The 24,355-nt window shown below is 58.4% G+C and carries 16 protein-coding genes and 4 pseudogenes; 9 read left to right on the forward strand and 11 right to left on the reverse strand.

Features of this window, described 5'->3' with window-relative positions; genetic code table 11:
- The first annotated feature begins 19 nt into the window (after positions 1–19).
- Genes ACQZ5G_RS11525 through ACQZ5G_RS11535 form a run of 3 tightly spaced genes read left to right on the forward strand, consistent with a single transcriptional unit; the run spans position 20 to position 4,695 of the window.
- Positions 20–1,696: an FUSC family protein gene (locus ACQZ5G_RS11525; RefSeq protein WP_448737616.1), complete on the forward strand. Its 1,677-nt coding sequence runs from the start codon at positions 20–22 to the stop codon at positions 1,694–1,696.
- Entirely contained in the window at positions 1,689–3,161 is a 1,473-nt protein-coding gene (locus ACQZ5G_RS11530) for an aldehyde dehydrogenase family protein (protein ID WP_448737615.1), read from the forward strand. Before ACQZ5G_RS11525 ends, ACQZ5G_RS11530 begins: the two co-directional genes overlap by 8 nt.
- Positions 3,162–3,204: 43 nt before the next feature.
- Complete coding sequence (locus ACQZ5G_RS11535) at positions 3,205–4,695, forward strand: carotenoid oxygenase family protein (protein ID WP_149622365.1); 1,491 nt, start codon at positions 3,205–3,207, stop codon at positions 4,693–4,695.
- Between the two features lie 216 nt (positions 4,696–4,911).
- On the opposite strand, the pseudogene ACQZ5G_RS11540 reads toward ACQZ5G_RS11535, so the two are convergent.
- The 5 genes and pseudogenes from ACQZ5G_RS11540 to ACQZ5G_RS11560 all read right to left on the reverse strand — a co-directional run.
- A pseudogene (locus tag ACQZ5G_RS11540) lies at positions 4,912–5,100 on the reverse strand (substrate-binding domain-containing protein); the annotation flags it as partial.
- A complete protein-coding gene (locus ACQZ5G_RS11545; RefSeq protein ID WP_448737904.1) occupies positions 5,097–5,321 on the reverse strand; it encodes a hypothetical protein in 225 nt (74 codons plus the stop codon). The pseudogene ACQZ5G_RS11540 and the gene ACQZ5G_RS11545, both read right to left, overlap by 4 nt.
- A gap of 616 nt (positions 5,322–5,937) precedes the next feature.
- Complete coding sequence (locus ACQZ5G_RS11550) at positions 5,938–7,494, reverse strand: carboxylesterase/lipase family protein (RefSeq protein ID WP_448737614.1); 1,557 nt, start codon at positions 7,492–7,494, stop codon at positions 5,938–5,940.
- A gap of 54 nt (positions 7,495–7,548) precedes the next feature.
- Positions 7,549–8,958, reverse strand: a complete 1,410-nt coding sequence (locus tag ACQZ5G_RS11555; RefSeq protein WP_174056017.1) for a neutral/alkaline non-lysosomal ceramidase N-terminal domain-containing protein — start codon at positions 8,956–8,958, stop codon at positions 7,549–7,551.
- A 156-nt stretch (positions 8,959–9,114) separates the two neighbouring features.
- Positions 9,115–10,779 (reverse strand): carboxylesterase/lipase family protein, encoded by a 1,665-nt coding sequence (locus ACQZ5G_RS11560; protein WP_448737613.1) that lies wholly within the window; start codon positions 10,777–10,779, stop codon positions 9,115–9,117.
- Positions 10,780–11,160: 381 nt separating this feature from the next.
- On the opposite strand from ACQZ5G_RS11560, the pseudogene ACQZ5G_RS11565 reads away from it, so the two are divergent.
- A pseudogene (locus tag ACQZ5G_RS11565) lies at positions 11,161–11,822 on the forward strand (IS5 family transposase); the annotation flags it as partial.
- A gap of 240 nt (positions 11,823–12,062) precedes the next feature.
- Here ACQZ5G_RS11565 and ACQZ5G_RS11570 read toward each other — a convergent pair.
- The gene (locus ACQZ5G_RS11570) at positions 12,063–12,788 is read right to left on the reverse strand and encodes a response regulator (RefSeq protein WP_149622370.1); all 726 of its coding nucleotides are present in this window, start codon (positions 12,786–12,788) and stop codon (positions 12,063–12,065) included.
- 225 nt (positions 12,789–13,013) lie between these two features.
- Here ACQZ5G_RS11570 and ACQZ5G_RS11575 point away from each other — a divergent pair, with 225 nt between their 5' ends.
- From ACQZ5G_RS11575 to ACQZ5G_RS11590, 4 genes and pseudogenes are all read left to right on the forward strand, one after another.
- Positions 13,014–13,769, forward strand: coding sequence for a hypothetical protein (locus tag ACQZ5G_RS11575; RefSeq protein ID WP_153315393.1), 756 nt, complete (start codon positions 13,014–13,016; stop codon positions 13,767–13,769).
- A 225-nt stretch (positions 13,770–13,994) separates the two neighbouring features.
- On the forward strand, positions 13,995–14,645 hold the full coding sequence (locus ACQZ5G_RS11580) for an invasion associated locus B family protein (protein ID WP_149622372.1): 651 nt from the start codon (positions 13,995–13,997) through the stop codon (positions 14,643–14,645).
- Between the two features lie 264 nt (positions 14,646–14,909).
- Positions 14,910–16,394: an efflux transporter outer membrane subunit gene (locus ACQZ5G_RS11585; protein ID WP_336509900.1), complete on the forward strand. Its 1,485-nt coding sequence runs from the start codon at positions 14,910–14,912 to the stop codon at positions 16,392–16,394.
- Positions 16,395–16,614: 220 nt separating this feature from the next.
- A pseudogene (locus ACQZ5G_RS11590) lies at positions 16,615–17,302 on the forward strand (transposase); the annotation flags it as partial.
- Positions 17,303–17,419: 117 nt separating this feature from the next.
- Here the strand turns inward: ACQZ5G_RS11590 and ACQZ5G_RS11595 are convergent.
- On the reverse strand, positions 17,420–19,519 hold the full coding sequence (locus ACQZ5G_RS11595) for a TonB-dependent receptor (RefSeq protein ID WP_448737612.1): 2,100 nt from the start codon (positions 19,517–19,519) through the stop codon (positions 17,420–17,422).
- 270 nt (positions 19,520–19,789) lie between these two features.
- Between ACQZ5G_RS11595 and ACQZ5G_RS11600 the strand changes: the two genes are divergently transcribed.
- Positions 19,790–20,566, forward strand: a complete 777-nt coding sequence (locus ACQZ5G_RS11600) for an IclR family transcriptional regulator (RefSeq protein ID WP_448742667.1) — start codon at positions 19,790–19,792, stop codon at positions 20,564–20,566.
- Positions 20,567–20,905: 339 nt separating this feature from the next.
- Here ACQZ5G_RS11600 and ACQZ5G_RS11605 read toward each other — a convergent pair.
- From ACQZ5G_RS11605 to ACQZ5G_RS11620, 4 genes and pseudogenes are all read right to left on the reverse strand, one after another.
- Positions 20,906–21,040: pseudogene (locus ACQZ5G_RS11605) on the reverse strand (IS3 family transposase); the annotation flags it as partial.
- A gap of 82 nt (positions 21,041–21,122) precedes the next feature.
- Complete coding sequence (locus tag ACQZ5G_RS11610; RefSeq protein WP_236762486.1) at positions 21,123–22,115, reverse strand: Bug family tripartite tricarboxylate transporter substrate binding protein; 993 nt, start codon at positions 22,113–22,115, stop codon at positions 21,123–21,125.
- A gap of 32 nt (positions 22,116–22,147) precedes the next feature.
- Positions 22,148–23,653 (reverse strand): tripartite tricarboxylate transporter permease, encoded by a 1,506-nt coding sequence (locus ACQZ5G_RS11615; protein WP_448738246.1) that lies wholly within the window; start codon positions 23,651–23,653, stop codon positions 22,148–22,150.
- Positions 23,646–24,296, reverse strand: coding sequence for a tripartite tricarboxylate transporter TctB family protein (locus tag ACQZ5G_RS11620; protein ID WP_448738245.1), 651 nt, complete (start codon positions 24,294–24,296; stop codon positions 23,646–23,648). The genes ACQZ5G_RS11615 and ACQZ5G_RS11620 overlap by 8 nt, the downstream gene beginning before the upstream one ends.
- Positions 24,297–24,355: the final 59 nt, after the last annotated feature.

Here is a 24,355-nt window from a genome sequence, read left to right on the forward strand (position 1 = left end):
ATGCGCTGTGGGAAAGCCGATGGACAACCGGCCCGCTGCCGATCCACCTCGTCATCCGATCGCGTTCGCCTTGCACACCACCATTGCTGCACTCATGGCGCTCGCCCTAGCACACGTGCTCGCCATCCATCATCCATGGTGGGCGGCGATGACCGTTTGGCTGGTCGCTCAGCCGACACGCGGCCTTCTTGTGGAGCGCAGCGCCGCGCGCCTCGTCGGAACGATCTGTGGAGCCGCCGCCGGCGCATCGATTCTGCTCGTCCATGCATATCTGCCGGTCACTCTGATCCTGCTTGCCTTCTGGCTGGCTTGTTGCGCTGGGCTCGGCACGATCTTCCGGCATTTCCGCAACTACGGCTTTGTTCTTGCCGGCTACACTGCGGGGATCGTCGTCCTGTTTGGGTTGGGCGACGGACATGCGGACAGCGTGTTGGCGCAGGACAGGGTTCTGTGCACGCTGATCGGCATCGTCTGTTCGATGCTGTTGTCCTTCAGAGCCCTGCCGTCGCGAAAGGCGGATGCACAGGCACGGGCCAGGAACCTTCTGGGTCGCGTTTTGCAGCGGATCAAAAACCGGCAGGCCGACAAAGAAGCGCATGCGGACGCTTCGTTGATCGCCGAGATAGCGGCCTTTGACCGAGCCATCGACGAGCAGTCCGCAGGATCGATCCGCGGACGTGCCGACGCCCGGCGCCTGCGGCACATCTCCGGCATATTGCTGGAACTTCTCGCGATGGGCGGAAGTAGGAACACGGCTCTCGACAGACCCTTCGCGCCTGACGATCCGTTTCAGCGGGCGCGGCGTATGGCCAGGGATGCCGCAGCACACGGTCACGTGGTGCTGGCGGGCGCGCTGGAGGATCTTGCGAAGGCGCTGGAGCCCGGCCGTCTGTCTGCACTCGGTTATTTCCGGTTCGACTTCGATCGCGTCGCCTCGTATCGCGCCGCCATGCGGCCGGTGGTTGCACTGGCAGTCGCGTCCGCGATCTGGCTGGCCGCAGGCTGGCAGGCTGGCTCCATGATGGCGATGACAGCGGTCCTGTTCACCTCGCTGTTCTCCAGTCACGACCATGGAAACCATATGGTTGTTCAGGTATTGCTCGGAACCCTCGCCGGCGCCGCGATGGGACTGCTTGTCCGGCTGCTTCTGCTGCCGCATGCCGAAGGTCTGCTGACGATACTAGTCTGCGTCACGCCGTTCCTGTTGGTTTCAGCGTGGCTCATGCGCAAGACCGTCACCGCCAAGATGGCCATAGACATGGCCATGACATTCCTGTTGACCGCCCAGCCGGGAACCGCGCCAGTAGCCGCCGAGACCGCCGTTCTGGAAGCCCTGGCAATCGTCTCGGGCGTGGTCATAGCGGTGGCGATATTTTGGCTGGTCCTCCCGTCGACGCCGGATGTACGCCGCAGGCTTCTCGCCCGCCGTATTGCAACCTTGACGCACCGCATCGCCTGCGGCGCCGACGAAAAGACACTGGCATCCCATCATGAGACGTTGCGCAGCGCGCAGGTGCAACTGCTCGACGTCACGGAGGTTGAGTCCCCGCTTTTCAAAGCAGCACAGGCCTGCCTGGCCGCCGCCGCAGAAAGCCGCCGCCTCAAATCGGCTACCGCAAGAGAGGCTTCGATCAAGGCGAGCGCGGCGCTCGATGCGCTGGCCACTTCAAACACAAGGAGGAAAAACAATGCCTGATACTCAGATCCAGCGTCAGTTCACCGGCCAGTATATTGATGGGCGCTGGCGAACCGGTCGGGCTCCAACATCGCTTAGCGATCGCAACCCGTACAACGGTGAAGTCTTAACCGAAATCGGTTGCGCCTCCCACGATGATCTCGACGACGCCTATCGCGCCGCAGCGAGAGCCCAGCTCGACTGGGCGCGGCTCCTGCCAGGAGAACGGGCTGCGGTCATGCATCGCGCAGTCGCCGTCATGGACCGCCGCCATGCCGAGATAGTCGACTGGCTGATCGCCGAGTCCGGCAGCACCCGCATGAAGGCGGAAATCGAATGGGCGGCCGTTCGTGCCGGCACGCTGGCTGCAGCATCCATGCCCGCGCGTGTGATGGGACGGATACTGCCCATCGACATTTCCGGGAAGGAGAGCAGAGTTTATCGCCGGCCGTTGGGTGTCGTCGGCGTCATCAGCCCCTGGAACGTTCCGATGCATCTGTCGAATCGTTCGGTCGCTCCGGCGCTCGCACTTGGCAACGGTATCGTGCTCAAACCTGCCGAGGACACGCCGGTCACCGGTGGCCTTCTGCTTGCCAGCATCTACGAGGAAGCGGGACTGCCCGCCGGCCTGCTCAACGTTGTCGTCGGCGACGTAAGGGAAATCGGCGATGCGTTCACGCTGCACGAAATTCCCAAGTTCATCTCGTTTACAGGGTCTACGCGAGTAGGACGGCGTATCGGCGAACTGGCGATGACCGGCGCCACGTTGAAGCGCGTAGCGCTCGAACTGGGTGGCAATGCGCCCTGTGTAGTGCTGGACGATGCCGATCTCGACCATGCGGTTTCCGGAGCTATCGTCGGTCGCTTTCTGCATCAGGGGCAGATCTGCATGAGTACGAACCGCATCATCGTCGAGTCGCGACTTTATGATCGCTTCGTGGAGGCGTTCATCGAGCGAGCACGTTCATTGAAGGTCGGTGACCCGAACGAACCGGACACGGTGATCGGTCCGCTCATCAATGAGAGGCAGCTCAAGGCAGCGCTCGGTCATGTCGACAAGGCGAGGGCCGCCGGCATTCACCAAGTCCTGAGCGGTGAACCCTCAGGACAGGTTTTGCCGCCTCAAGTCTTTGTCGATGTCGCTAATAATTCCGTTTTGGCGCAAACCGAGCTGTTCAGCCCGATCGCGCCTCTGATCCGCGCTGCCGATGAAGCCGACGCGTTGCGCATGGCCGATGCCGTCGAATTCGGCCTGTCGAGCGCGGTCTTCACCACCGATGCCGCGCGCGGACTGCGCTTTGCCAAAGGCATCGAGGCGGGCATGACCCACATCAACGACATCTCTCCCAATGACGACCCGAACACAATGTTCGGCGGCGAGAAGAACAGCGGTCTCGGCCGCTTCAACAGCGACTGGATCATCCAGGAACTGACCACCGATCACTGGATCAGCGTGCAGGACGAACCGCGCGTCTATCCGTTCTGACCTTACCCCCCAGCAACCGGGCCTAAACAGAAGGAAAGACAAAATGAGCATGACCTTCCCGGAAATTCCAGAATTCACTGGCCTCTACGAGCCCAGTCGCGTCGAAACGCAGATCTTCGATCTCGAGGTCGAGGGGACCGTTCCTCCGACGATTGCCGGCACCTTTTTCCAGGTATCCCCGGATTCCTATTATCCGCCGATGCTCGGTAAGGACATCTTCTTTAACGGCGATGGACTAGTCTCGGCCTTCAGGTTCGAGAACGGCCATGTCAGTCTGCGCAGGCGCTATGTCCATACAGACCGGTTGGCGGCGCAGTGGCGCGAGCGGCGCTCGCTCAACGGCGTCTATCGCAACGTTTTCACCAACGACCCGCTGGCAGCCGAAAACAACACGACAGCGAACACGACGGTACTCTGCCATGCCGGCGTATTGCTCGCCATGAAGGAGGATGCACTTCCCTATGCGCTCGACCCCGAGACGCTGGAAACGATCGGCGTCTGGGACTTCAACGGCCAGATCAAGTCGGCCACTTTCACAGCCCATCCCAAGGTCGATCCTGACAACGGCGACCTCCTTTGCTTCGCCTATGAAGCCAAGGGCGACGGCACGCCCGATATCGCCTATTTCGAAATCGACGCCTCGGGCAAGCTCAAGAAGGAGATCTGGTTCAAGGCTCCCTACGCCGCAATGATCCACGATTTCGCCATCACCGCCCGGCATGTCGTCTTCCCGCTCATCCCTCTGACCGTCGATATCGAACGCATGAAGGCGGGCGGGCAGCATTTTGAATGGCAACCGGATCTGGCGCAGCTCTTCGGTGTGCTGCCGCGAGACGGCAGCGCTGAGGATGTCATGTGGTTCGAGGGGCCGAAGGACGGATTCCAGGGGCATACTCTGAACTCGTACGAGGAAGACGGCTTTCTGCAAGTCGACATGCCTGTCACCACGGGGAATATCTTCTACTTTTTCCCTCAGGCAGACGGGTCCGTACCGCTTCCCGAAACCCTCAGTTCGCAGCTGATGCGCTGGTCGTTCAATCTCAATGGTCCTGGCGAACCGGGTGCGGCCGACTATGCTCTCCAGCCGCGCCCCATCACATCTTTCCCGTGTGAATTCCCGCGTTGCGATGAACGGTTCACCGGCAAACCCTATGAGCATGGTTTCGTGTTGGCCTTCGATCCGACACTACCTTTCGATGAAAGCCTGGGGGACCGACCGTTCCAGTTCTTCAACCAGCTTGCCCATGTCAATGTGAAGACAGGTACGACTGATGCCTGGTTCCCCGGTGATGGACAGTGCTTCCAGGAGCCGATCTTTGTGCCGCGTTCGGACGATGCTCCTGAAGGCGATGGATATGTGATTGCGTTGCTGAACCATCTCAACGGCGACAACACGGAACTGGTCGTGCTCGACTCGTTGAATATGGCGGCCGGCCCAGTGGCCCGCATCAAGATCCCGTTCCGCCTGCGCATGTCGCTGCACGGCAACTGGACGCCCGCGAAGGCGCTCGAAGCGGTCCGCAAACAGGCCTGATCCGCAAACACGCAACCGTGCGTCGGGATACGTCCCGGCGCAAGGGATCCAGAAAGTTCTGTCTGATTTCAACCATGTGTCCGAATCTCGGCGCAGGGTCGCTGGCGGCTCACGCCTGCTGAGTCCGTCCATTCCGACCGTCGAAGATGCCCCTGCCGTCGATTGACGCACGACCAGTTCCGGTTGGAAGACAACTTCAGCCGATGGTCGGGTTGGCGCAGAAAGATGGGCAATCAAACGGTCGACTGCCGTCTCCGCAATTTGTGACAAAGGTTGGCATATGGTGGTCAGCCGCGGCGTCGTCAGGCGAGATAAGACAATATCGTCTATTCCAACCAGGGAAATATCATTCGGGATCGAGATGTCGCGCTGGCGTAGTTCCGAGAGGATGCCCACAGCGATCATATCATTGAGCGCAACGATTGCCGTTGGCCGCGGTAACGTCTCCAGCAAGCGCCCCGCCGCACGCCGCCCACCTCGAACAACTCGATGTCCGAATAGCTGATCGCTTTTTTATCAGAGTTTTCTTCGAAGACAGGGCACTCCGCGGGGTTAATTTCAGCAACCGCAGCTCGGAAACCCTTGAGGCGCGAGGCGCGGGCAAAGGTGAATGATTTGTCCGTCACGTAGGCGATCCGGGTGTGCCCGAGGCCGCGCTATAAACGGCGTTTGCGGCTTCAAATTCTTTGGTATCGCGCACACCGGCCCCATTGAGGACAATGCGCCGCCCAGAGATGGTAACAAATCGACTTGACGGTTCACGTCAGTTGCGACGTTTAATGTCGAGGCCCGTTGAGGACGTTTGCCGGCTTGGGGTGATATCTCGGCGATCGCACGACGAATCGGGATTACGCCCTCTTAACTCTACCGCAACCGCCCGGTTTGGACCGCGTGCCGCCTGAGGGTAGATACCCATCTGATCGCCCACGACGGAGATGACCGTCCCTGAGGTGTCTCTCGTGAGCAAGGGGGCGGCCGAGACCTCGCACCAGCGTAAGCTGAACAGCAAAACCCAGGCGACTGCGGGAACGGCAACGCACCTTGCGAGGCCTTCAACCACCGGATACTTGCACTCTCTCAAAGTCTTATTGTCGACGGCCTAGCCGCAGGAGAGGGCCTCCTCCCGTCAGGGGCAAAGGCCGCTCCGCTGACCAAAGGAGATCGTGACGACTGACAAATCCAACGCAAACTATGTAACGACCGAGTACGACATCCAATCATGCCTGGCTGGACGATGCCTGACTATTTTGCGGCCTGCCACAGGTCACAACGATGATCGGCGCGATACTCATCTTCGCTGATGACTTTCGTAATGCCGTCTTCCAGAAACGCCAGACGCTGGGGGTTTTCCACGGTAAACCGAGGCCATTCGGGCGGCATTCCTTTGGGATCGGCGAGCGCCGAAAAATAGCGACGCATCACCTCGGCGAGTTTCAGTTGCCGAATCGTCAAGCCCGCAGGCACCATGCTTTCTCCCCACAGATAGGAAATCTCCGAACTATGGCCGCTTCCTACGGCGAAGGACTGTGGAACGGAGGCATAGGAACGCAACGGCGCCGTTTCGTCCCTGAACTCGTAGGCATAAGTGGGGGTCCAGCGGGCAAGTGCCGTAACAAGCTTTGTCGTCGGGCAGGTAGAGCCGCGGTCGGTGCTATAGTCGGCCAGCGCGGCTCCGGGAGCGGTCTTTTCGATCGCCGAATAAGCAGCGAGGATTTTTTCCGCCTTGTCTCCTTCGTTCTTGCGGACTTCGGCGCGATACTGTGCCTGACTGACCGGTTGATCCTTCAGATCGTTGGCCTCATAGACGAATATGCGCGCTTCGTTTCGCGTATTGCCCACAATGACCGGGACCCGGTTGAATTCTCCGGTCTCGAATGCCTCTAAAGGCGGTTTCGGCATGGCGTAGCCGCCGGAAACCGTTGGGAGAGTCAGCGCGGACTTTTCCTGAGCATCCAGGATTTCGTCTGGGCTCTTGCCGCGAAGGCAGGCGAGGCGGGTTGCCTTGTCCGCACAACCGATTGCAGCCGCGAATTTCTCCCCGCTTTCCACCGCCTTTTCGTTCGGCGTGCTCGGGCAGTCGCGTCCACTTTCTATGATCGCTCCATGAAACAGGCCCTTCGCTTGCGGCGACGCGACGATGAAGCATACGCCTCGGGCTCCGCCCGATTGTCCGGCAACCACGACCCTTTCCGGATTGCCTCCGAAAGCGGCGATGTTCTTCTTGACCCATTTGAGAGCCTCGATCTTGTCGAGATCACCGAAATTCCCACTGCTCTTGCCATCCTGAGATTCCGCATTCAGTTCCGCAAGCGCGAGATAACCGAGAGCTCCCAGTCTGTAGTTCGCGGTTACAACGATATTCCCGCGCCTTGCAATCTCCTTCGGGTCCCAGTCGGTCTTGGCGCCATTGCGCGATCCACCGCCATGATATCCCACGATGACGGGCAAATTTCCCGCATCGCCCTGCGGCCGGTAGATGGTGAGCGTCAGGCAATCCTCGGTCCAGCTTGCCCCTTTGTCCGGACGCCAGAACACCGCGTGTTGGACGCATTCGTTGCCGGGCACATCTGCGACAAAGGGTTGCTTGAACGGCTCCGCTTCCCGAGGTGGAGCGAAGCGCAAATCACCTATCGGCGGTCGGGCATAGGGTATACCCTGATAGACAAGCAGATCGCCCTGTTCTTGTCCGACGACTTCGCCGATCGGCGCGGAAACGGGTTGAGTGACGGCATGCGCGGCGGGTACTGCGAACGATAGCAGCATGACGCCGATCATCGTGGGGCGATGTGCGAACAACATTCGTGTTCCTCCTGATATAGGGTCTTCAGTTTGCTTCGGGGCCTTTGGCGCACATCAGTTCGTGCGCTTGCGTTCGATGTGGTCGCTGACCATGCCGGCAATGCCCTTTGCAATGCCCTCTTCGGCGCAACCCGGCTTCAGCCGCGAACCCAGAACCTGGAACGTCTGATGTTCGAACGACTGGTCGTCCGGAATATAGCCGGAATTGGCGCGACCGTTCGCCAGGGTGATCAACACGGTTTTCGACAGCGGCGACATCTGTTTCGCGCGTTGGCCGATACGGCTATAGATCTCGGCGTTGACGGTCGAGAGCGCGATATCACCGATGCCAACGGCCCCTAGCCGGATGTCGACGTCCTTGCCGTCTTCGTATTGACCGGCCGCACCCTCGCGCACTTTGTCGAGTCGCGTCCGGCCAGGGCAGGTCAGCGTGGTCTGCGCCGCCCAGATTTCCGGCGATGCCATCCATCCATCCGTATGAGACATAACGCGGATGACTTCCTCGCCGAGAATCACACCGAGGGCCTGCATATAGTCGGCAAGCTGGTGCGCTCTTTTCGGATCGAGGGGGCCGTCCACCACCTGCTTGTTGCGCAACGGCGCCTCGACATCCTCGCGGCTCATCTCGTAGCCGGAGATCGGTACTCCGGTTTTTGACGCGAGCGTGTTGGTGCCAGTCCTCAGCCAGCGCGGGTTCTGATCACCGGATGCTCCCTGGGTGAATATCGCCACGACATCATCGCTGAAATTGCGCTCGATATAGCGGCTCGTGGCGGCGGCGAAATCTCCGCTGACAAAACCCGAGAGATAGCCGTTCACAGGATGCATCGCATAGTTGACATAGGTCGCGATCGGCTCGCCACTCGGCTTGATGACGGAAAGGACGCTTACGGTCTTGTCGGAATAGGCATTGAAATTCGCTGCCTGCGTCCACAGATGCGTCCGCGGATTGATCGCGTCGCGGTTGACGTTGAGATAGGCTTCTCCGGTGGAATAGCCGACCTTTGCCGGTTGCAATGCGGAAACGGCCTTTTTCACCGCATCGACCGCAACATTCGACACGAAATCGCTGCCGTAGCGCGGCTGGCCAGGCGCCGTGGTCGCATTGGCCGGCCAGTCGCTATGGGTATGGGTGGATGACAGGACAACGTTCTGAGGCGGAATGCCGAGGGTTTCGCCGACGCGCTTGCTGGCCTCGGCCCAGACTTCCTCGTTTATGCCGCCGAGATCAGCACCGATGAGCGCCATCTTCGTCTTGCCGTTGTCGATGACGATCACCCGAAGATAAAGCTTCTCGTGATCGTATTCGTTCATCGCCGGGTAAGCCGGGCTCGCTGGTGGTGTGATCTCGATGCGCGCAGCCCCAGCACGGAGCGTTCCCGTTGCACTCTGCGCCGCGGCAGGGGCCGCCGCCAGGGCAGACACGCTCGAAGCGATTGCGAGGCTAATAACTGTCTTTTTCATGCTTTCCTCCAATGGAATAAATGAAAAGAAATACAGGCGCCTGTTCTTGTGGCGCGCCGGCTGGACATCCCGTGACATTGCGTAAAGGCCAGCCGCTCTTCCGGCGACGGCACCGCCGGAAGTTTGTCACTCATCAGGAATGGAACGAGATGCGGGCTACAACACGCCGGCGGCCTTGAGCAGCGGCAGGTCGTGATTGAACCGGACTTCGCTCTTGTTGTCGAAGATCATCGTCGCACGCTTGTCGGCGGCATAAGCCGGCCATTTAGGCAGGCCAGGATGGTTCGGATTGCCGGATTTCGCGAAATTGATCCATGCCTCGCTCATCTTGTCCTGCAAGGCAGCAGCCTCTGGCCCGCCGCCTGTGGCCTGCGAGACAAGTTCGGCATTGGCAAAGACATAGGGAATTTCCGAGCAATGCCAGGCGCCGCCGATTCCGCCCATGGCAGGCGATTCACGCGTGAAGACGTAGGAATAGACCGGTGCGCCGCCCTGCTTGGCCTTCATCTGAATGTTCTTCAGCGTGCCGGTGCGGCCGGTCAGATCGACGAAGGCGGCATCCGCCAGCTTCTTTTCAGGATAGGCCTCCAGAAAAGCCTTGCCGATAGCATTCGCCTTGTCGCCGAAGCGTTGCTTCAGTTTGGCGTCGGTCTTTTCAGCGTTCCATTCGTTCTTGTTGTCGGCATAAAGGATCGCCGGGTTGACACGGGTGACGGTCTCTTGCTCGTTGAGCACGGTACCTATCAGCAGCGGGATATCCTTGGCCTGATCCACCCAGCCATCACCTACCGGATCGCGCGGCAGATATGCGCCATCGACAACCGGTGCCCAGCGCGGGTTTTCGATGCCTTCTTTCTTGGCATCCTCCAGTGCCTTCGTACCGGCCTCGACAAGTTGCTCGACGGGCACCGTCTTGAGGTGGTCGACCTGAGAGGTTTCGATACCGAGATTCTTCAAGGTGAGTTCCGCAACGCGGCGTGCCGACCTCTGGCTGGTGACCGGCGAGGTCGTCGCGCCGCTCTGAACGATCGCCTTGCCGAACAGGCCTTTTGCCGCCGGGAGCCCCATCAGCGTGCGCACCTTGCTGCCGCCGCCCGACTGACCGAAGATCGTCACATTGCCCGGATCGCCGCCGAACGCTTCGGCATTGTCCTTGACCCACTGCAGCGCCGTGACGAGGTCGGCGATGCTGGCATTGCCCGATTCCTTGTATTCCGGCCCATAGGCGGAAAGATCCAAGAATCCGAGCGCGTTCAGGCGATGGTTGAGGGTGATCACCACCACATCGCCCTTGCGCGACAGGTTTTCGCCGTCATAGGAGACCTGCTCGATCGAAGAGCCGTTGGTGTAGCCGCCACCATGCAGCCAGACCATCACAGGCCGCTTCTTGCCGTCCTTCAGGCCGGGCGTCCAGACATTCAGGAACAGGCAATTCTCGCTGGTCGGCAGGTAGCGATGCGGATTGAACAACTCGTCGCCCGCGACCGACTTCATCGTCGGGATCGGGCATGTTTCGCCGAACGCCAACGCAGGCCGCACGCCCTCCCAGGGCGCGACCGGTTTCGGCGGCACGAACCGCTCGGCGGTCGCATATTGAACGCCGAGATAGCTATAGACGCCGTTGCGTTCGGCCCCGACGATCTCGCCAGCCTTGGTATCGACGACGGCCGCCTTGGCGCCTGACACGTAACCGTCGGCATAAACCGTCGAGGCAGTACTCACACCTGCGAGAAGAATTACCGAGGCCATGGCCAGGTGGCGCGGCGTTTTGTCGATGGCAAAATAAAGGCCTTTGGATATTAACGATGGTTGGTAACGCATCTGCTATTCCTCCAATTCATGATGACGTTCGGGAGCGAGAAATCGTCGAGGCTGACGGTATCCTCACACAACCGCGTGCAGCTTCCTCCAAAGCCGCACGATGCCCTCCCGTCCAGAGGACCTGCGTAAAGTCGAACATAATCGATTTAAGTCAATCCTTGCGGGCGGCATAACTGATAGAGCAAAATGCAATATAAAAGCAGAGCAAGCGATTTGAGATGCTCAGCGAGCGCTTCGCACAATTCCGTCCGCAATATCCAGATGCGTTGTGCGTTTCGTCGCCGAGCGGCTTCAAGCAGCACCGGTCCGTCCGGCATTACCAGTGCTTGATGAGATGTGATTCACGTTCTCCGAGAAGGAGGCCGTGATGGGTGATTTGTTCTGCTGAGCGAGCGCCAGATTGCGCGAATATCGCCGCATTTCCCGCTTTCGCATGGTATTGCGCGGGTCGATGACCGGCGCGTGGTAAGCGGCATCGTCTATGTGATCAGGAACGGGCTGCAGTGGAAGAAAGCGCCGGCTGACTACGGTCCGCACAAGACGCTCTATAACCGCTTCATCCGCTGGAGCCGCCTCGGTGTTTTCGACCGTATCTTTGCGGGGCTTGCGGGTAAAAGGGCGAAACCCGAGCGCATCATGATCGACGCGACGCATCTGAAGGCCCACCGCACGGCAGCGAGCCTGTTTAAAAAGGGGATGTTCCCCGTCGTATCGGGCGAACCAAGGGCGGGCTGAACTCGAAGCTCCACACCGTTTGCGACGGTGACGGACGGCCAATCATCCTGCTCCTGTCGGAAGGCCAGATGAGCGACCACAGGGGCGCTCGTCTCGCGCTCGACGCGTTGCCTCCCGCCGATCATCTGATTGCCGATCGAGGATACGACAGCACTTGGTTCCGCGAGGAACTCGGAGCCAGAGGCATAGAGCCGTGCATCCCGTCCAGCCGGAGCCGCAAAGTTCCATTCGCCTACGACAAGGTCCTCTACCGTCAGCGCCACAAGGTCGAGAACCTCATCGGAGCGGTTCGGGATATGGGCAATATTCCGTCGGTTCCGATCAATTGACTCGCTTTCAAGCTTGATGAAGGCCGTTACAACCGGCCCGTACCGCGTCTAACGCTCACGTCTCCACCGCGCCATTTGAGAAAGCGGATCTGGCCGACGATTGGTTCTACTTGATATTCCAACTGCGGGGGTGCAGACCATATTGACCGCGAAGATTGCCAAGTCAACGACGGTGACGATTGTCAGGATCGTAGTGCGACGATAGGTTTTATAGTGAATTCATCTTGTAATCACTGACACCTTCACCGGCACCATGAGCTGATAGCCGCCGTTGCGGATTGTCTTGAAGAGCGGTCCGGTTTTGCTTTCGCCTAGCTTGCGACGCAGTCTGCTCACCAGGACGTCAATCGAGCGGTCCATATGATCACGAGAGCGTCCCTGCGTAAGTTCAAGAAGCTGGTCGCGTGACAGGGGCCGACCGGGCCGCTCAAGAAATACCCTGAGAAGCTCGAACTCGGCACGGGTGAGATCGACGGTGTCGCCATTTTCGCGTGACACGTGGCGCTGCTCGGGATCGGCTTCCAGTCCGGCGAAACTGTAGATCCTCGCTTCAGCATCGGGCGGATCGTTTTGACCCGAGCGCCGTAATGCGCTCTTGATGCGGGCAACCAGTTCCTTGGGGTTGAAGGGTTTGCCGAGATAGTCGTCTGCATCGATCTCCAAACCGACGATGCGATCGACGTCTTCCTTCAGCGCCGTCAACAGGATGACGGGTATGGGGGAGCGGCGATCACGCAACCCACGGCAAATGTCCAGACCCGAGCCATCTCGCAACATGGCATCGAGAACCAGAAGATTTGGATTGGCAACCTGCATGTGATGTTCGAATTCGCGCTTGTTCGATGCGACGGAGGCACGAAACCCCTGTCCGCTGAGATAACGCGCAAGCAGGGAGCGAATTTCAAGGTCGTCATCGACGATTAATATATGAGCCTGACTGTTCATCTCCGATGCCCTCTTGCATGGCGGAATTATAGAGATCACACCCGCGCGCAGCTGAGAATTTTGTAAAAAATCTTTTCTGCTTTAGAGTTAGCAACCTTTCTTTGCAAATTTTGCGGGCTGGGAAACCTTCCCAAATATGCGGACCAATTCGGGATACGCTCGCTGCTTATGGTCATCAACCGTGAACACTGACATTGGAAGGAAGACGTCATGAGAGGCTCCCTCATGGTTACGGGGCTCCTGTCGGCAGCTTTGGTGATATTGATAAGCGCGCCCTCCCATACGCAAGATCTCAGCGGCGGAACTTCGGAAGAAAGGGAATTGAGGATCCCAATCGTTGCGGGCAATCCAGGCAAGCCGAAGAAGGACGGATCGGCCGCCACCGGAATGTTGCGTCTTCCCATGCCAGGAGGCGGTGACGGTCCTGGCTTGCCTCCGCCCTGGATCCACGGTGAATATCCATTTGCCCAGCCAATCCGACCGCACGAGGATACTGGTCTGCCACCAATCGGCGCGGGGCCTGGTGGCGATTGGCCCGGTGATCCCGCACTTAGTTTTGCAGCGCAATTGTCGGCGTTAGAACTGTATGTCGGTATCGGCGCCGCGCAGATCGATGCTTGGCGCGCCTATACATCCGCATTTATCGCCTTCTTGGAGCCCCCGGCTGTGCCTTGGGTGATCATCGGGCCTCCTTCGCCTCCAGCTACCGGTCGGCCAGCAATGCCGGCTGAAGATCAAAGGGCAGTACCGCTTTTTGCCGAAATCCTCGCCGACGGTGCCATCGTACGTGCGAAGAAGGCCAGGTCCTTGAAGCAGGCGATCGACATCTTGCAAAAGACGCTCCGACCCGAACAGCTCGACAAGCTCGCTAAAGCCGACCACCCTTTTGGTCCGCTTCATCTTTTTGCGCCGCCGCTCCCCCCGGAAATTCTTCCGAGTCCGGGCGGCGACGCCCTGCCTCTGCCTCTGCCGCTGAGGTGAGACACCCCCCCCATGTCAGCTCCCAGGACGAATGGCGATGAGGCCGGAAACGGCTGTAACTTGGGGTACCCAAAAAACTTCATTGTCGCCCCGGTCCCAACCGTATCAGACAGCCTCTTCTGAGAGCGGCGCTTCCCTCAATTCGAAGATGTGCCGGTCGCAGCGGATTGGGCGCGCAGCCACCGGCGGTTCAGAACGGGCCAGCCACGGAAAACGACGACTGAAATGGTAAACACGAAGATTTTGAAACGAATAGCTTGGTTCGCCCCGTCCCTTCTTTTGCTTCACGGCGTTGCCGGCGGCACAGTCTCGGGCGGAGCAGTCGATTGGTTGGTCCTGGGACCGTTGATGCAGCTGGCGTCCGAGAGGATGCCCGGGGCGAGCGGCGAGGTTGATATCCCCTCGGTTACGGCGGAGGATGAGCCCGCGCCGCATTATAGCGCCAATTCCGTTAGGGAGGGTTTTGAGGACTGGGCGGTCGAATGCAAGATTATCGAAGCAGCCCGAAGATGTTCGATGGGGCAATATCATGAAGATAAGAAAACGGGCAGAACGATCATCGCGATAGCGATTTTCCCGCCTGCAGACGGATTAACGCGTGTTCTGGTACTGATGCCGTTTGGTCTTTCGCTGTCGCAGGGAATTCGGCTGAAAATGGATGGTCAACCAGCTGCTCAGATCGCACCCTTTGCGACTTGCGTCGCGGATGGTTGCCTCGTTCCAATGGTCTTTTCAGGGGATAGCATCGATGCTCTGAAACACGCCGGGACCCTAGCGATCGCTGCCACGGTTCACGGCACGTCAACAGAGCAGATGTTCGAGATTTCGTTAAAGGGATTCGCAGCTGCTTACGGGCGGCTAATCAGTTTGAAATGAGAGCCCGTGACGACGTGGTTGGTCGTAAGCAGGAACTGCACGTCATGCCTGCGCGGCGGGAGTGAGAGGAGCCGAAGAGCGGTGTCCTTCACCACGAGAGCGTTCTTTTGCTCCACGGCACTCAATGCACTAGGCCCTGTTCGTCAGGCGACCTCGAAGCAATTTCATCCCGAGTCACCCTCGCGGGGCAGGATAGGGGCTCCAACGAGCAGCAACGACGGCTTCGTCAGTCCAGCCGAATGGTCTATTTTAAAGGAGGTCATCGTGCCGAAAACGATAATTAATCAAGGCCCCCTACTTGGTTGCGTCCGTCTTTCCGTTATCGGGACAATGGTTGCGACACTTGTCGGGTGCGTCGTCGGGCCTGACTATCAGACGCCGAAAACGGTCCATCTCGCCTCATGGGCCAGTGCAAAAAAGGCCGAACGGGCCAAGCCGCCGGAGCTGACTCAATGGTGGCGAAAGTTGAACGACCCGCTCCTCGACGATCTCATAGCGCAAGCCATCGAGAAGAATTTGGATGTGGCAAGCGCCAAAGCCCGGGTGAGGGAAGCAAGAGCTGCATATCGCCAGCAGACGGGGGCGCTCCTCCCCACACTTGACGGTTCGGCTTCGACAACACGGAGCAAATCCAAGTCGTCCGACGAAAACACGATCTCCACCGAATATCAGATCGGCTTTGACGCGAACTGGGAAATCGATCTGTTCGGCGCAAACCGCCGCGCCGCCGAAGCCGCACGCTATTCTGCGGAAGCAGCGGACGAAGATTTGCGCGATGCCTATGTCACGCTAATCGGCGACGTTGCCTCATACTATATCCAGGCACGCGAATATCAGGCTCTGATTACCTTGGCCGGACGTACGGCCCGATCGCAGCGCGAAACCGCCTCTCTCACGCGCAAGCAGCAGGAAGCTGGCGATGCAACGAGTGTGGATACTGCGACGGCTGATGCTCAGGCTGCCTCCACGGAAGCCGATATCCCATCCTATCGGATTTCCTATCAGCATTCCGTCCATCGGCTGAGCGTTCTTCTCGGCAACACACCTTCGGCGCTACAGCAACTCATGGATAAACCCGTCCAGATTCCTTCTCCGACATATCCGGTAAACGTCGGCATTCCGGCCGACGTACTGCATTCGCGTCCGGATGTGCGATCGGCGGAAAGACAGTTGGCGCAGTACACGGCAAAGATCGGTCAGGCTGAAGCCGCTAGATATCCCACCATCAGCCTGACGGGCGACATCGCGTCATCGGCAGCAAGCATTTCCGATCTCGCCCAGAAGTCGTCGATCAGTTGGTCGTTCGGACCGACTATTTCGATCCCTCTTTTCAAGGGCGGGCAATTGAAGGCCGCCGTCGACGTGGCAAAGGCACAAAGAGACCAGTATTTCGTTGCCTATCAATCTGCCGTCCTCTCAGCCATGGAAGATGTCGAGAATGCCATCGTCGCTCTCAACCAGTCGCAGCAGCGCCGGGCAAAGCTGTCGGCGTCGGTCGCTGCCTATCGGCAGGCGGTGCAATTGGCGCATGCACTCAACAAGGCCGGGATGGAGGATCTTCTGGATGTATTGGAATCGGAACGCGATCTGTACTCCACCGAAGAAGACCTCATCGAGAGTAAAGCGAATATAGCAACCTATTATGTCTCCCTCCACAAGGCCTTGGGTGGCGGATGGGAAGGGAATGCCCGCGTCGAAAAACCCGCAGTTGTGGATACGGATACAGGACCCAGGATTGCCAGCAGGTGAGCTCAGTCATTGCGGTTTCGCCGATCAGATAGCGCCACATGGGCCGTGGCAGGCGGCCGCCCCGAATTGCTGGCCCATCCTAAAGGCAACAACTCCCCGCACGGTATGTTCTATTATCGAGGGACGTATCTATTAAGCCTTTGGGGGTGAACTGCACCCCCTTTCGACCGGACAGTCGGCATAAGCAGAAAGGCTCAAGCACGGGCTTGAGGACAGGCTTATGTCTAACGAGTATCGACATGTTGAATTGCTGACGGGTGATATCCGCCGGAGGCGGTGAACAACCGAGCCGAAGCTGACAATCATTGAGCAGAGTTTCGAACCAGGCGAGACGGTATCTTCGACCGCTCGCCGCCATGGCGTTGCGCCCAATCTGCTTTACCGGTGGCGCAGGCTCTTAAGTGAGGGAGGTGCCGCCGCCGTGGATTCAGACGAGCCGGTTGTCGGCAATTCGGAAGTGAAGAAGCTTGAAGACCGCGTCCGCGAGCTGGAGCGGATGCTGGGCCGCAATGGAGGTCGAGATACTCCGCGAAGCCCTTTCGAAAGCAGACTCAAAAAAACGGATATCGCGGCCGATCTTGTTGCCGAAGGACGGTTCCCGATGAAAGCCGTCGCAGACACGCTTGGGGGTGTGCCGTTCCAACCTCGTGGAGCGGTTGAAAGGCAGATCAAAGCCGCGCGGGCCCTATCGGAAGGCTGAGGATGCAGAGCTTCTGCCCGCCATTCGCAGGTTGGTGGATCAGAGGCCAACCTATGGCTATCGGCGGATCGCCGCGCTCCTCAATCGCGAAAGGCGAGCCGCCGATAAGCCTGTCGTCAACGCCAAACGGGTTCACCGCATCATGGGCAACCACGCCATGTTGCTGGAGAAGCATACAGCCGTTCGCAAGGGCCGCATCCATGACGGCTTCGCAAATCCGAATGAATTATAACTACTTGAACCACTCAACTATTTTAGAGAGGACACTTGGGCTCGTGGATGAGTTCCAAGCCTGCCGAGCGTCGATAGTTGGTGAGGCGATGGCTCAGAACGTGCCTCGGACGCCGATGCCAAACATGCGCGGTTCGGTCATGCTGGCCTCGATACCACCAATGCCGCGGTTCTGCTGCATATAGGTGGGCGCGCGCTCGTCGAAGACGTTCTTGACGTAAGCGTAGAACTCAAGCTCGTCCTGGAACTTGTAGCTCGCCCGCACGTCCGCGATCGTATAGGGATCGATCGCATAGGTGGCCGTATTGGCCGTATCGGAATAATAACCGTCGATATGGCGCACCTGTCCAGAAACGGTGAACTTGTCGGTCACATCCCAGCTTGCGCCGATACTAAACATGTAGCCCGGCGATTTTGCGAATTCATTGCCGGCATAGCTGGTGTTGCTGGCGATCTCGTCGATTTCGGTCTTCAGCAGACCGGCGCTGGCCTTCAGCGTCAGATTGTCGAGAACCTGATAATCGGCGCCAACTTCCAGACCATAGGCGTGAGCCTTCTGTGCATTGATCGTATAGGACTGGGTAACACCCGAAGAGATGACGACCGGAATGTTAAATTGGGCATTCGTATAGTCCATGTAGAACAGGTTGCTGTTAAGCACCAGCCGGTCATCTAGCAGACTCGCGCGGGTGAACAACTCATAGTTCCAGATCTTTTCCTCCTCGAAGGTCATCCATTTGCCCGAGGAGATATTGAGTGACACCCCGCCCGGATTGTACCCGCGGCTGATCATGCCACCGACAGTCCAGTCGTCGTTCACCGCATAGGCAAGCGTCGCCTTGGGTAGCAGTTCGGAGAATGTTTCGTCAAAATCCACGGACTGAGCCGAATAGACGGAACGGCCGGTACGCTGAATTCGGTCCTGCTGGTAGCGCAGCCCGCCGGTCAGCGTCCATTGGTCCGTTAGGCGATAGCTCAACTCGCTGAAGATACCTAAGTTATCTTTGGTGTCGTCGAACGTCGAAAGACTATTGTTATATCGCCCCGTAAGTCGAAGAAGCTCGTCAGCCTGAGTATGAGCGTAATAAATACCCGCGACACCGCTCAGCACGTCTTCCTGATCACCGAAGGTCACGCGTGTTTCGTGGGAAGTGTTCGTCTGGTCGATATCCGCATCGCCGTTATTCACGACGCCAACCCGGCGTCTGGCATCGGAAGCCGAGAACTGCGTCTGGTTGAACAGTTTCACGCCGTTTTCGAAATCGTAATTGATGTCGAGAATACCGGTGTGGGTGTTCTGGCTCCAGCTTGGCATGGTGGTGGTGACGTGATTGAGATCCTCGAAAGGACGCGACGCCGCTTCCTGGCTCGGCCGGTTGGCGGCATTATAGGAATAGGTCAGTTTGGTCGTCAGCCCGGGAATCTCCGGCGGTTCCCACAGAAGCTTGAAACGCGCGTTAAATTCCTTGAAGTCCTGATCCGTTCCCTCATGGGCGAATGCGGAATTGATGTAATCGATGAAGGTGTCGCGGCCGGAATAATCAACCGCCAGACGCGCCGCCAGCTGATCCTCGACAAGCGGGCCCGAAAGCGCAAATGAAGCCCGCTTCTGGTGGTAATTCCCGATTTCCGCCTGATAGGAGGCTTCCGGCGTGAATGTCGGATCCTTCGTGTTGACGATGATCGCGCCGGCAATGGCGTTGGCACCCTGCGAGGTGGTCTGTGGGCCACGGAAAACTTCGATGCTTTCGACATCCCAGATGGAGGTGGCACCATAGATGAATTCGTTATAACCGAGATAATGGCCGTCTACATTGATCGTGGCGCGTGGCACGGTGCCGGCAAAAAATGCCGTCGCGCCCGTATTCGGACCTTGCGTATCCAGACCGCGAATGATCGGGGCGCTGACATTGTCGGTGTAAACGACGTTCGGAATATCCTTGATCGCTTCCGATACGGTCGGGTCGCCGGTCTTTTCCTTCTTGATTTTATCCCCGGATATGACCGAAACGGACGACGCCGTGTTCTTCATGTCGCGCGCCACTTTTTCACCGGTCACGACGATCGGCTTTAAGACGGTGGTGCCCGCCGTCGTCGCCTGCTGATCCTGACCGAGAACCGGCGTCACAAACATTGTCGCCAGCGTCAGAGCGCTGACCCCGCTCATCAAACGACCGTTAAAGCTAAACCCCATCACACACCCCTAATAAACATGAGTATTAAAGTCATATTCAAGTAACGGAAGCGTTATCCGTTTCGCAATAGAGAATGCGTTCTGTATTGCGGACAAAAAGGCTTCCGTAACGGGATGTGCCATATTTACAACAAAGTTTACCGACCGCCGCTTGCTCACCCGCAGCGTTTCGAAAGGGAACAGCATGGTTCCGTCCGCAGAAATCGATTCCGATTTCCGGCCCGATGCGTTAGGCATGCTCAACAAACGGGGGGAACGCGCTTGAACGCCATGGGTGACGATTCGGACAAACTGCCGGAAAACGAGGGCGAAAAGCGCTCGGCCCTCATTCAGTCGGTGTCGATCGCGGCGCGTTTCCTCAATCTTCTCGCCAGATCGGACAGGGCGCTGGCACTTGGCGAACTGGCCAAACGCGCCGGCACCGGCCGCTCCACCGCGCATCGCTACATGCAAAGCCTCGTGCGGGAGGGGCTGGTGGTACAGGACCCCGCAAGCGGCAGTTACGATCTCGGACCTGCGGCGCTCGGAATAGGCATCAGCGCGCTCAGGCGAATCAATCCGGTCGAAACCGCCGGCCGCCAGATGAATGCGCTTGCCTCCGAGATCGGCGCCAGCTGCGGCGTGGCGATCTGGACCGAACGCGGCCCGACCGTGGTGCGATGGGCGAGAAGCGCCAGCTTTTCCATCAGCACCGTGGCGCTCGGCGATGTTCTGCCGCTGGACAACAGCGCCTGCGGGCTGGTTTTTCAGGCCTACCTGCCGCCGGACAGGATAGCCGCCGTGCGCAGGCTGCAACCGGCCGCCTTTCGCGGTTCCCGTCCCGATGCCGGCATTCTGGAAACCATCCGCGAAGCGGGTGGCGCGGAACTCAATGAACATCTGTTCTCCGCCCTGACGGGCAAGGCCGCGCCGGTTTTCGACGCCCAGGGCGAACTCTGTTGTGTCGTCACCACCGTATCCTTCGTGGCCACCGCCGAGACCGAACGGCATTTTTCCCGATTGATCGAAGCCGCCAGACAGGCGACGGCCGAATCCGGCGGCGCATAAGCCTATTCGGCCAGATGTTCCGCAAAGGTGCGGCACGAGGATAGCTTGGACTAGTGTGAGTACCGGATCCGCCACACCAGCGACGGTCGGCTTCCGATTAATAACTTCTTCCTGGAACGCTATCAGGCCGTTTTGTACCCGACGGAAGGGAAGCTTCGCCGCAGCTGGCAAGTAGTCTTTGGGCGGATCTGCAGTTGCCCAGCCGTGCCCTTGCCCCCTTTATCAAGGGAGTCTGACCCCGCCCCCAAGTTTTATCCGGTTTTTGAGTTCGCTCGCGCGGTTATTGAGGTGCTCCCCGATTTAGGGCCAGCGGGAGCTGGAATTTTCCGGGGTTAAGGCTCAGTTCGGCGGAGGTGCCGATGAGCCGTTCATGAGCGAAATCGGCACCTTGTTACCGATAGCGCTGTGTGGCGGGAACTCATCATAGTCTCTACGCCAATCCTCACGGCACGATTTTGGAACAGCGAGGTTGACGGGGGTCGATTCTCTCAAGATCTTCACAGTGGAGGCTTGGAATTTCATTAGCCCCGCCACAAGCGGGGCTGAATTTTTTCGATCAATCGAGGCGGATACCGGCTTTGTTGACCAGCGCTCCCCATCGGTCGATTTCGGTGGCAATGTGCTGACTGTAGTGGGACGGACTGTTCGTCCAAACATCTGCACCCTCGACCGAAAGGCGATCGCGGATTTGACTGTCTGCCATGCCTTTCACGATCTCGTTGTTCAACGTCTCGATGATTTCTTTGGGAGTTCCGGCGGGTGCCGAGATGCCATACCACTGCGACGCCTCAAAGCCTGAGAAGGTCTCCGCGACGGTTGGGACTGTCGGAGCAGAGCGAAGACGCGTTTCACCCGACACGGCGAGCGCTTTAAGCTTTCCGGCCTCGACATGTTGGAGGAGGTTCGGCGCGCCGGTAAAGGTTAGTTGTACCCTACCGCCAAGAAGATCAGTAACAGCCGGCGCCGTCCCCTTATACGGAACGTGGGTCATCTTGACGCCAGCCTGCTCATTAAGTGCGACCATCGCGATATGCGCTGCACTGCCATTGCCGCCGGACGCGTAGTTCAACTTGCGGGGGTTTTGCTTCGCATATTCGATGAGCTCTGCGAGAGTGTTTACCGGTACATCGGGATTGACGACGAGCATATTGTGAACCTTAGCGATCCCGCTGACATGCTCGAGGCTCTTCAATGGGTCATAGGATAGCTTCGGATAAAGGGCAGGTGCGACGGCAAGCGTACCAATGTGCCCCATGACCAAGGTATATCCGTCGGGCTGTGCCCTGGCCACGGCCGCTACCCCGACCGTTCCACCTGCTCCGGGTCGTGACTCAACGATGACGGGCTGTTTCAGAGCTGTTTCGAGTTTCTGGCCAAGCAAACGCGCGAGAATGTCGGTCGACCCTCCCGGGGTAAACGGAACGATCAACGTGATGTTCCGGCCTGGGTAGGTTTGCGCCTGAGCGCTCAATCCCGGTAAAGCCGTCGCGGCAGCCGCAGCCGTCCCGATGAGCATCGTGCGCCTGGTAATTCTTATGTCTTGGTTCATGTGCATTCTCCTCCAAAGATGCGTGGTTTTTGTTAGTCGTCCGCGAAAACCTCATCGCGCCCGCGCCGAATGCTCGGTAAAAGGGCGAGAACGAGTGTCACTGCTGCGAGCAAAAGCAACGAGATACTGATCGAGCTTTCTACTAGCGTAGCTAGCGAACCATGGGAGATCAGCAGCGCCCGCCGGAAGTTTTCCTCGATGAGATCTCCCAGCACAAAGCCGAGAAGCAGCGGGGCGGGTTCGAACCCGAGCCGCGTCAATGCGTATCCGAGCAGGCCGAAGAAGCCGATGAATAGCACGTCGGTCGGCATTGAGCTGATCGTGTAAATGCCAATACAGCAAAACAGCAATATCGCCGGGAACATCAACCGGTACGGGACCGTCAAAAGCCTGACCCAGATCCCAACCATTGGGAGATTGATCACAAGCAGCATCAGGTTGCCGATCCACATGGACGCAATCATTCCCCAGAATAGGTCAGGGCTCTTCGTCATGACCTGCGGACCTGGCACGATGCCATGAATGGTCATCGCACCCACCATCAGCGCCATAACTGCGTTAGAGGGGATACCCAGTGTCAGAAGCGGTATGAACGATGTCTGTGCTCCGGCATTGTTGGCTGATTCTGGCCCCGCGACACCTTCGATGGCTCCATTTCCGAAGCGATCGGGCGTCCTGGATATCTTCTTTTCCAATGTGTAAGAAGCGAAGGGACCTAGGATCGCCCCGCTTCCTGGCAAGATACCGAGAATGGCTCCAATCACGGTGCCACGAAGGACCGGCCAACTGGATGCTTTGACGTCGCTCCTGTTCGGTAGCAAACGCCCGATCGCCTTTTTCACGGTATCGCGTGTTTCTGGCGCGTCGAGGTTCCTAAGAACTTCGGATATGCCAAATAATCCCATGGCGAGGACCGAGAAATCAATGCCGTCTGCCAGGAACGGCAATCCGAACGTCATCCGTTCTTCGCCGGTCTCAAGGTCTGTCCCCACCGTCGAAAGCAGGATGCCGACCAGGATCATGGCGACAGCCTTGATGACGGACCCTCTTGCCAGAACGACAGCGAAAATTAGCCCCATCACAACCAGTGCAAAATATTCCGGAGCGCCGAACATCAGGGCTATACCGGTAAGTGGACCGCTCAAGGCCGCGATGACAATTGTCGCGACCGTACCGGCAATGAACGATCCGATTGCGGCGACGCCGAGGGCGACGCCAGCTCTGCCCTGCTTCGCCATCTGATGTCCATCAAGCGCCGTCACGACTGATGAGGCTTCACCTGGAATGTTGACGAGGATTGCTGTTGTGGATCCGCCGTATTGGGCACCGTAATAGATGCCTGCTAACATGATCAGGGCACCGGTCGGATCGATGCCGAATGTAATTGGCAGCAGCATGGCTATAGTGGCGATAGGGCCAACGCCTGGCAAGACACCAATCAGGGTGCCAACAAGACATCCGATGAATGCTAAGCCAAGGTTGACTGGGGTGAAGGCGATTGAGAACCCAAAGGCGAGATTAGCGAATAGGTCAGGCATTGTTCGCCTCCGCTTTTTTCGATGCTGTCCCGTCCGCTTTTGCTGATACGACATTGGAGGAGATGTGCGCTGTTATGGCGAGAACTACCAAAAGACCAGTCGTAACCCTCAGCACCAGCTTCGCCGAGATCCCTGACAACACGACGTTCAGAATCTTTGGGAAGACCGGAAGCGGGAGGTTCAAGACGTCCGCAAACAGCAGGATGCTGAATGCCGTCAGTGAAAAAGCGATTATGAGCAGTTCGCGAAGATTTGTCTCAGGCGATGCATAGCCGGCGATAAGCACCGTTGTTGGGCCGGCAATGAGCATGCCGAGACCCGGGGTCGTGACGAGACCAAGGTCGAATGGGCGGATGGTCAACGCAAAGACCGCCACAGAGAGTGAGACCAATGCGAGCCCTCGCCAGTTTGTACGGCCAAAGCCGCTCGCGGGGGGTCGCAGGCCCGCAGCGAAAAGCACTGCACCGAGGACGCTGATCGCCATTCCAAGGTATCGAGGCAAGAAGCCCGCGCCCATCGACGACAAGTTGCCCTGGCTCAAATCGCTTGTGAGCCAGATCGCAAAACATCCGAGTGCGATCAGAAATGCGCCCGCAAATACGTTTTCATTGAGCGACGGAGTCGCTTTTCTCCCTAAAGTCATATGCACCTCCCTTGCATACTCTGATAGATCGTGCATTTTTCCCGATGAAACAAACGAAT

It is taken from the genome of Agrobacterium sp. 22-214-1 (assembly GCF_053522465.1).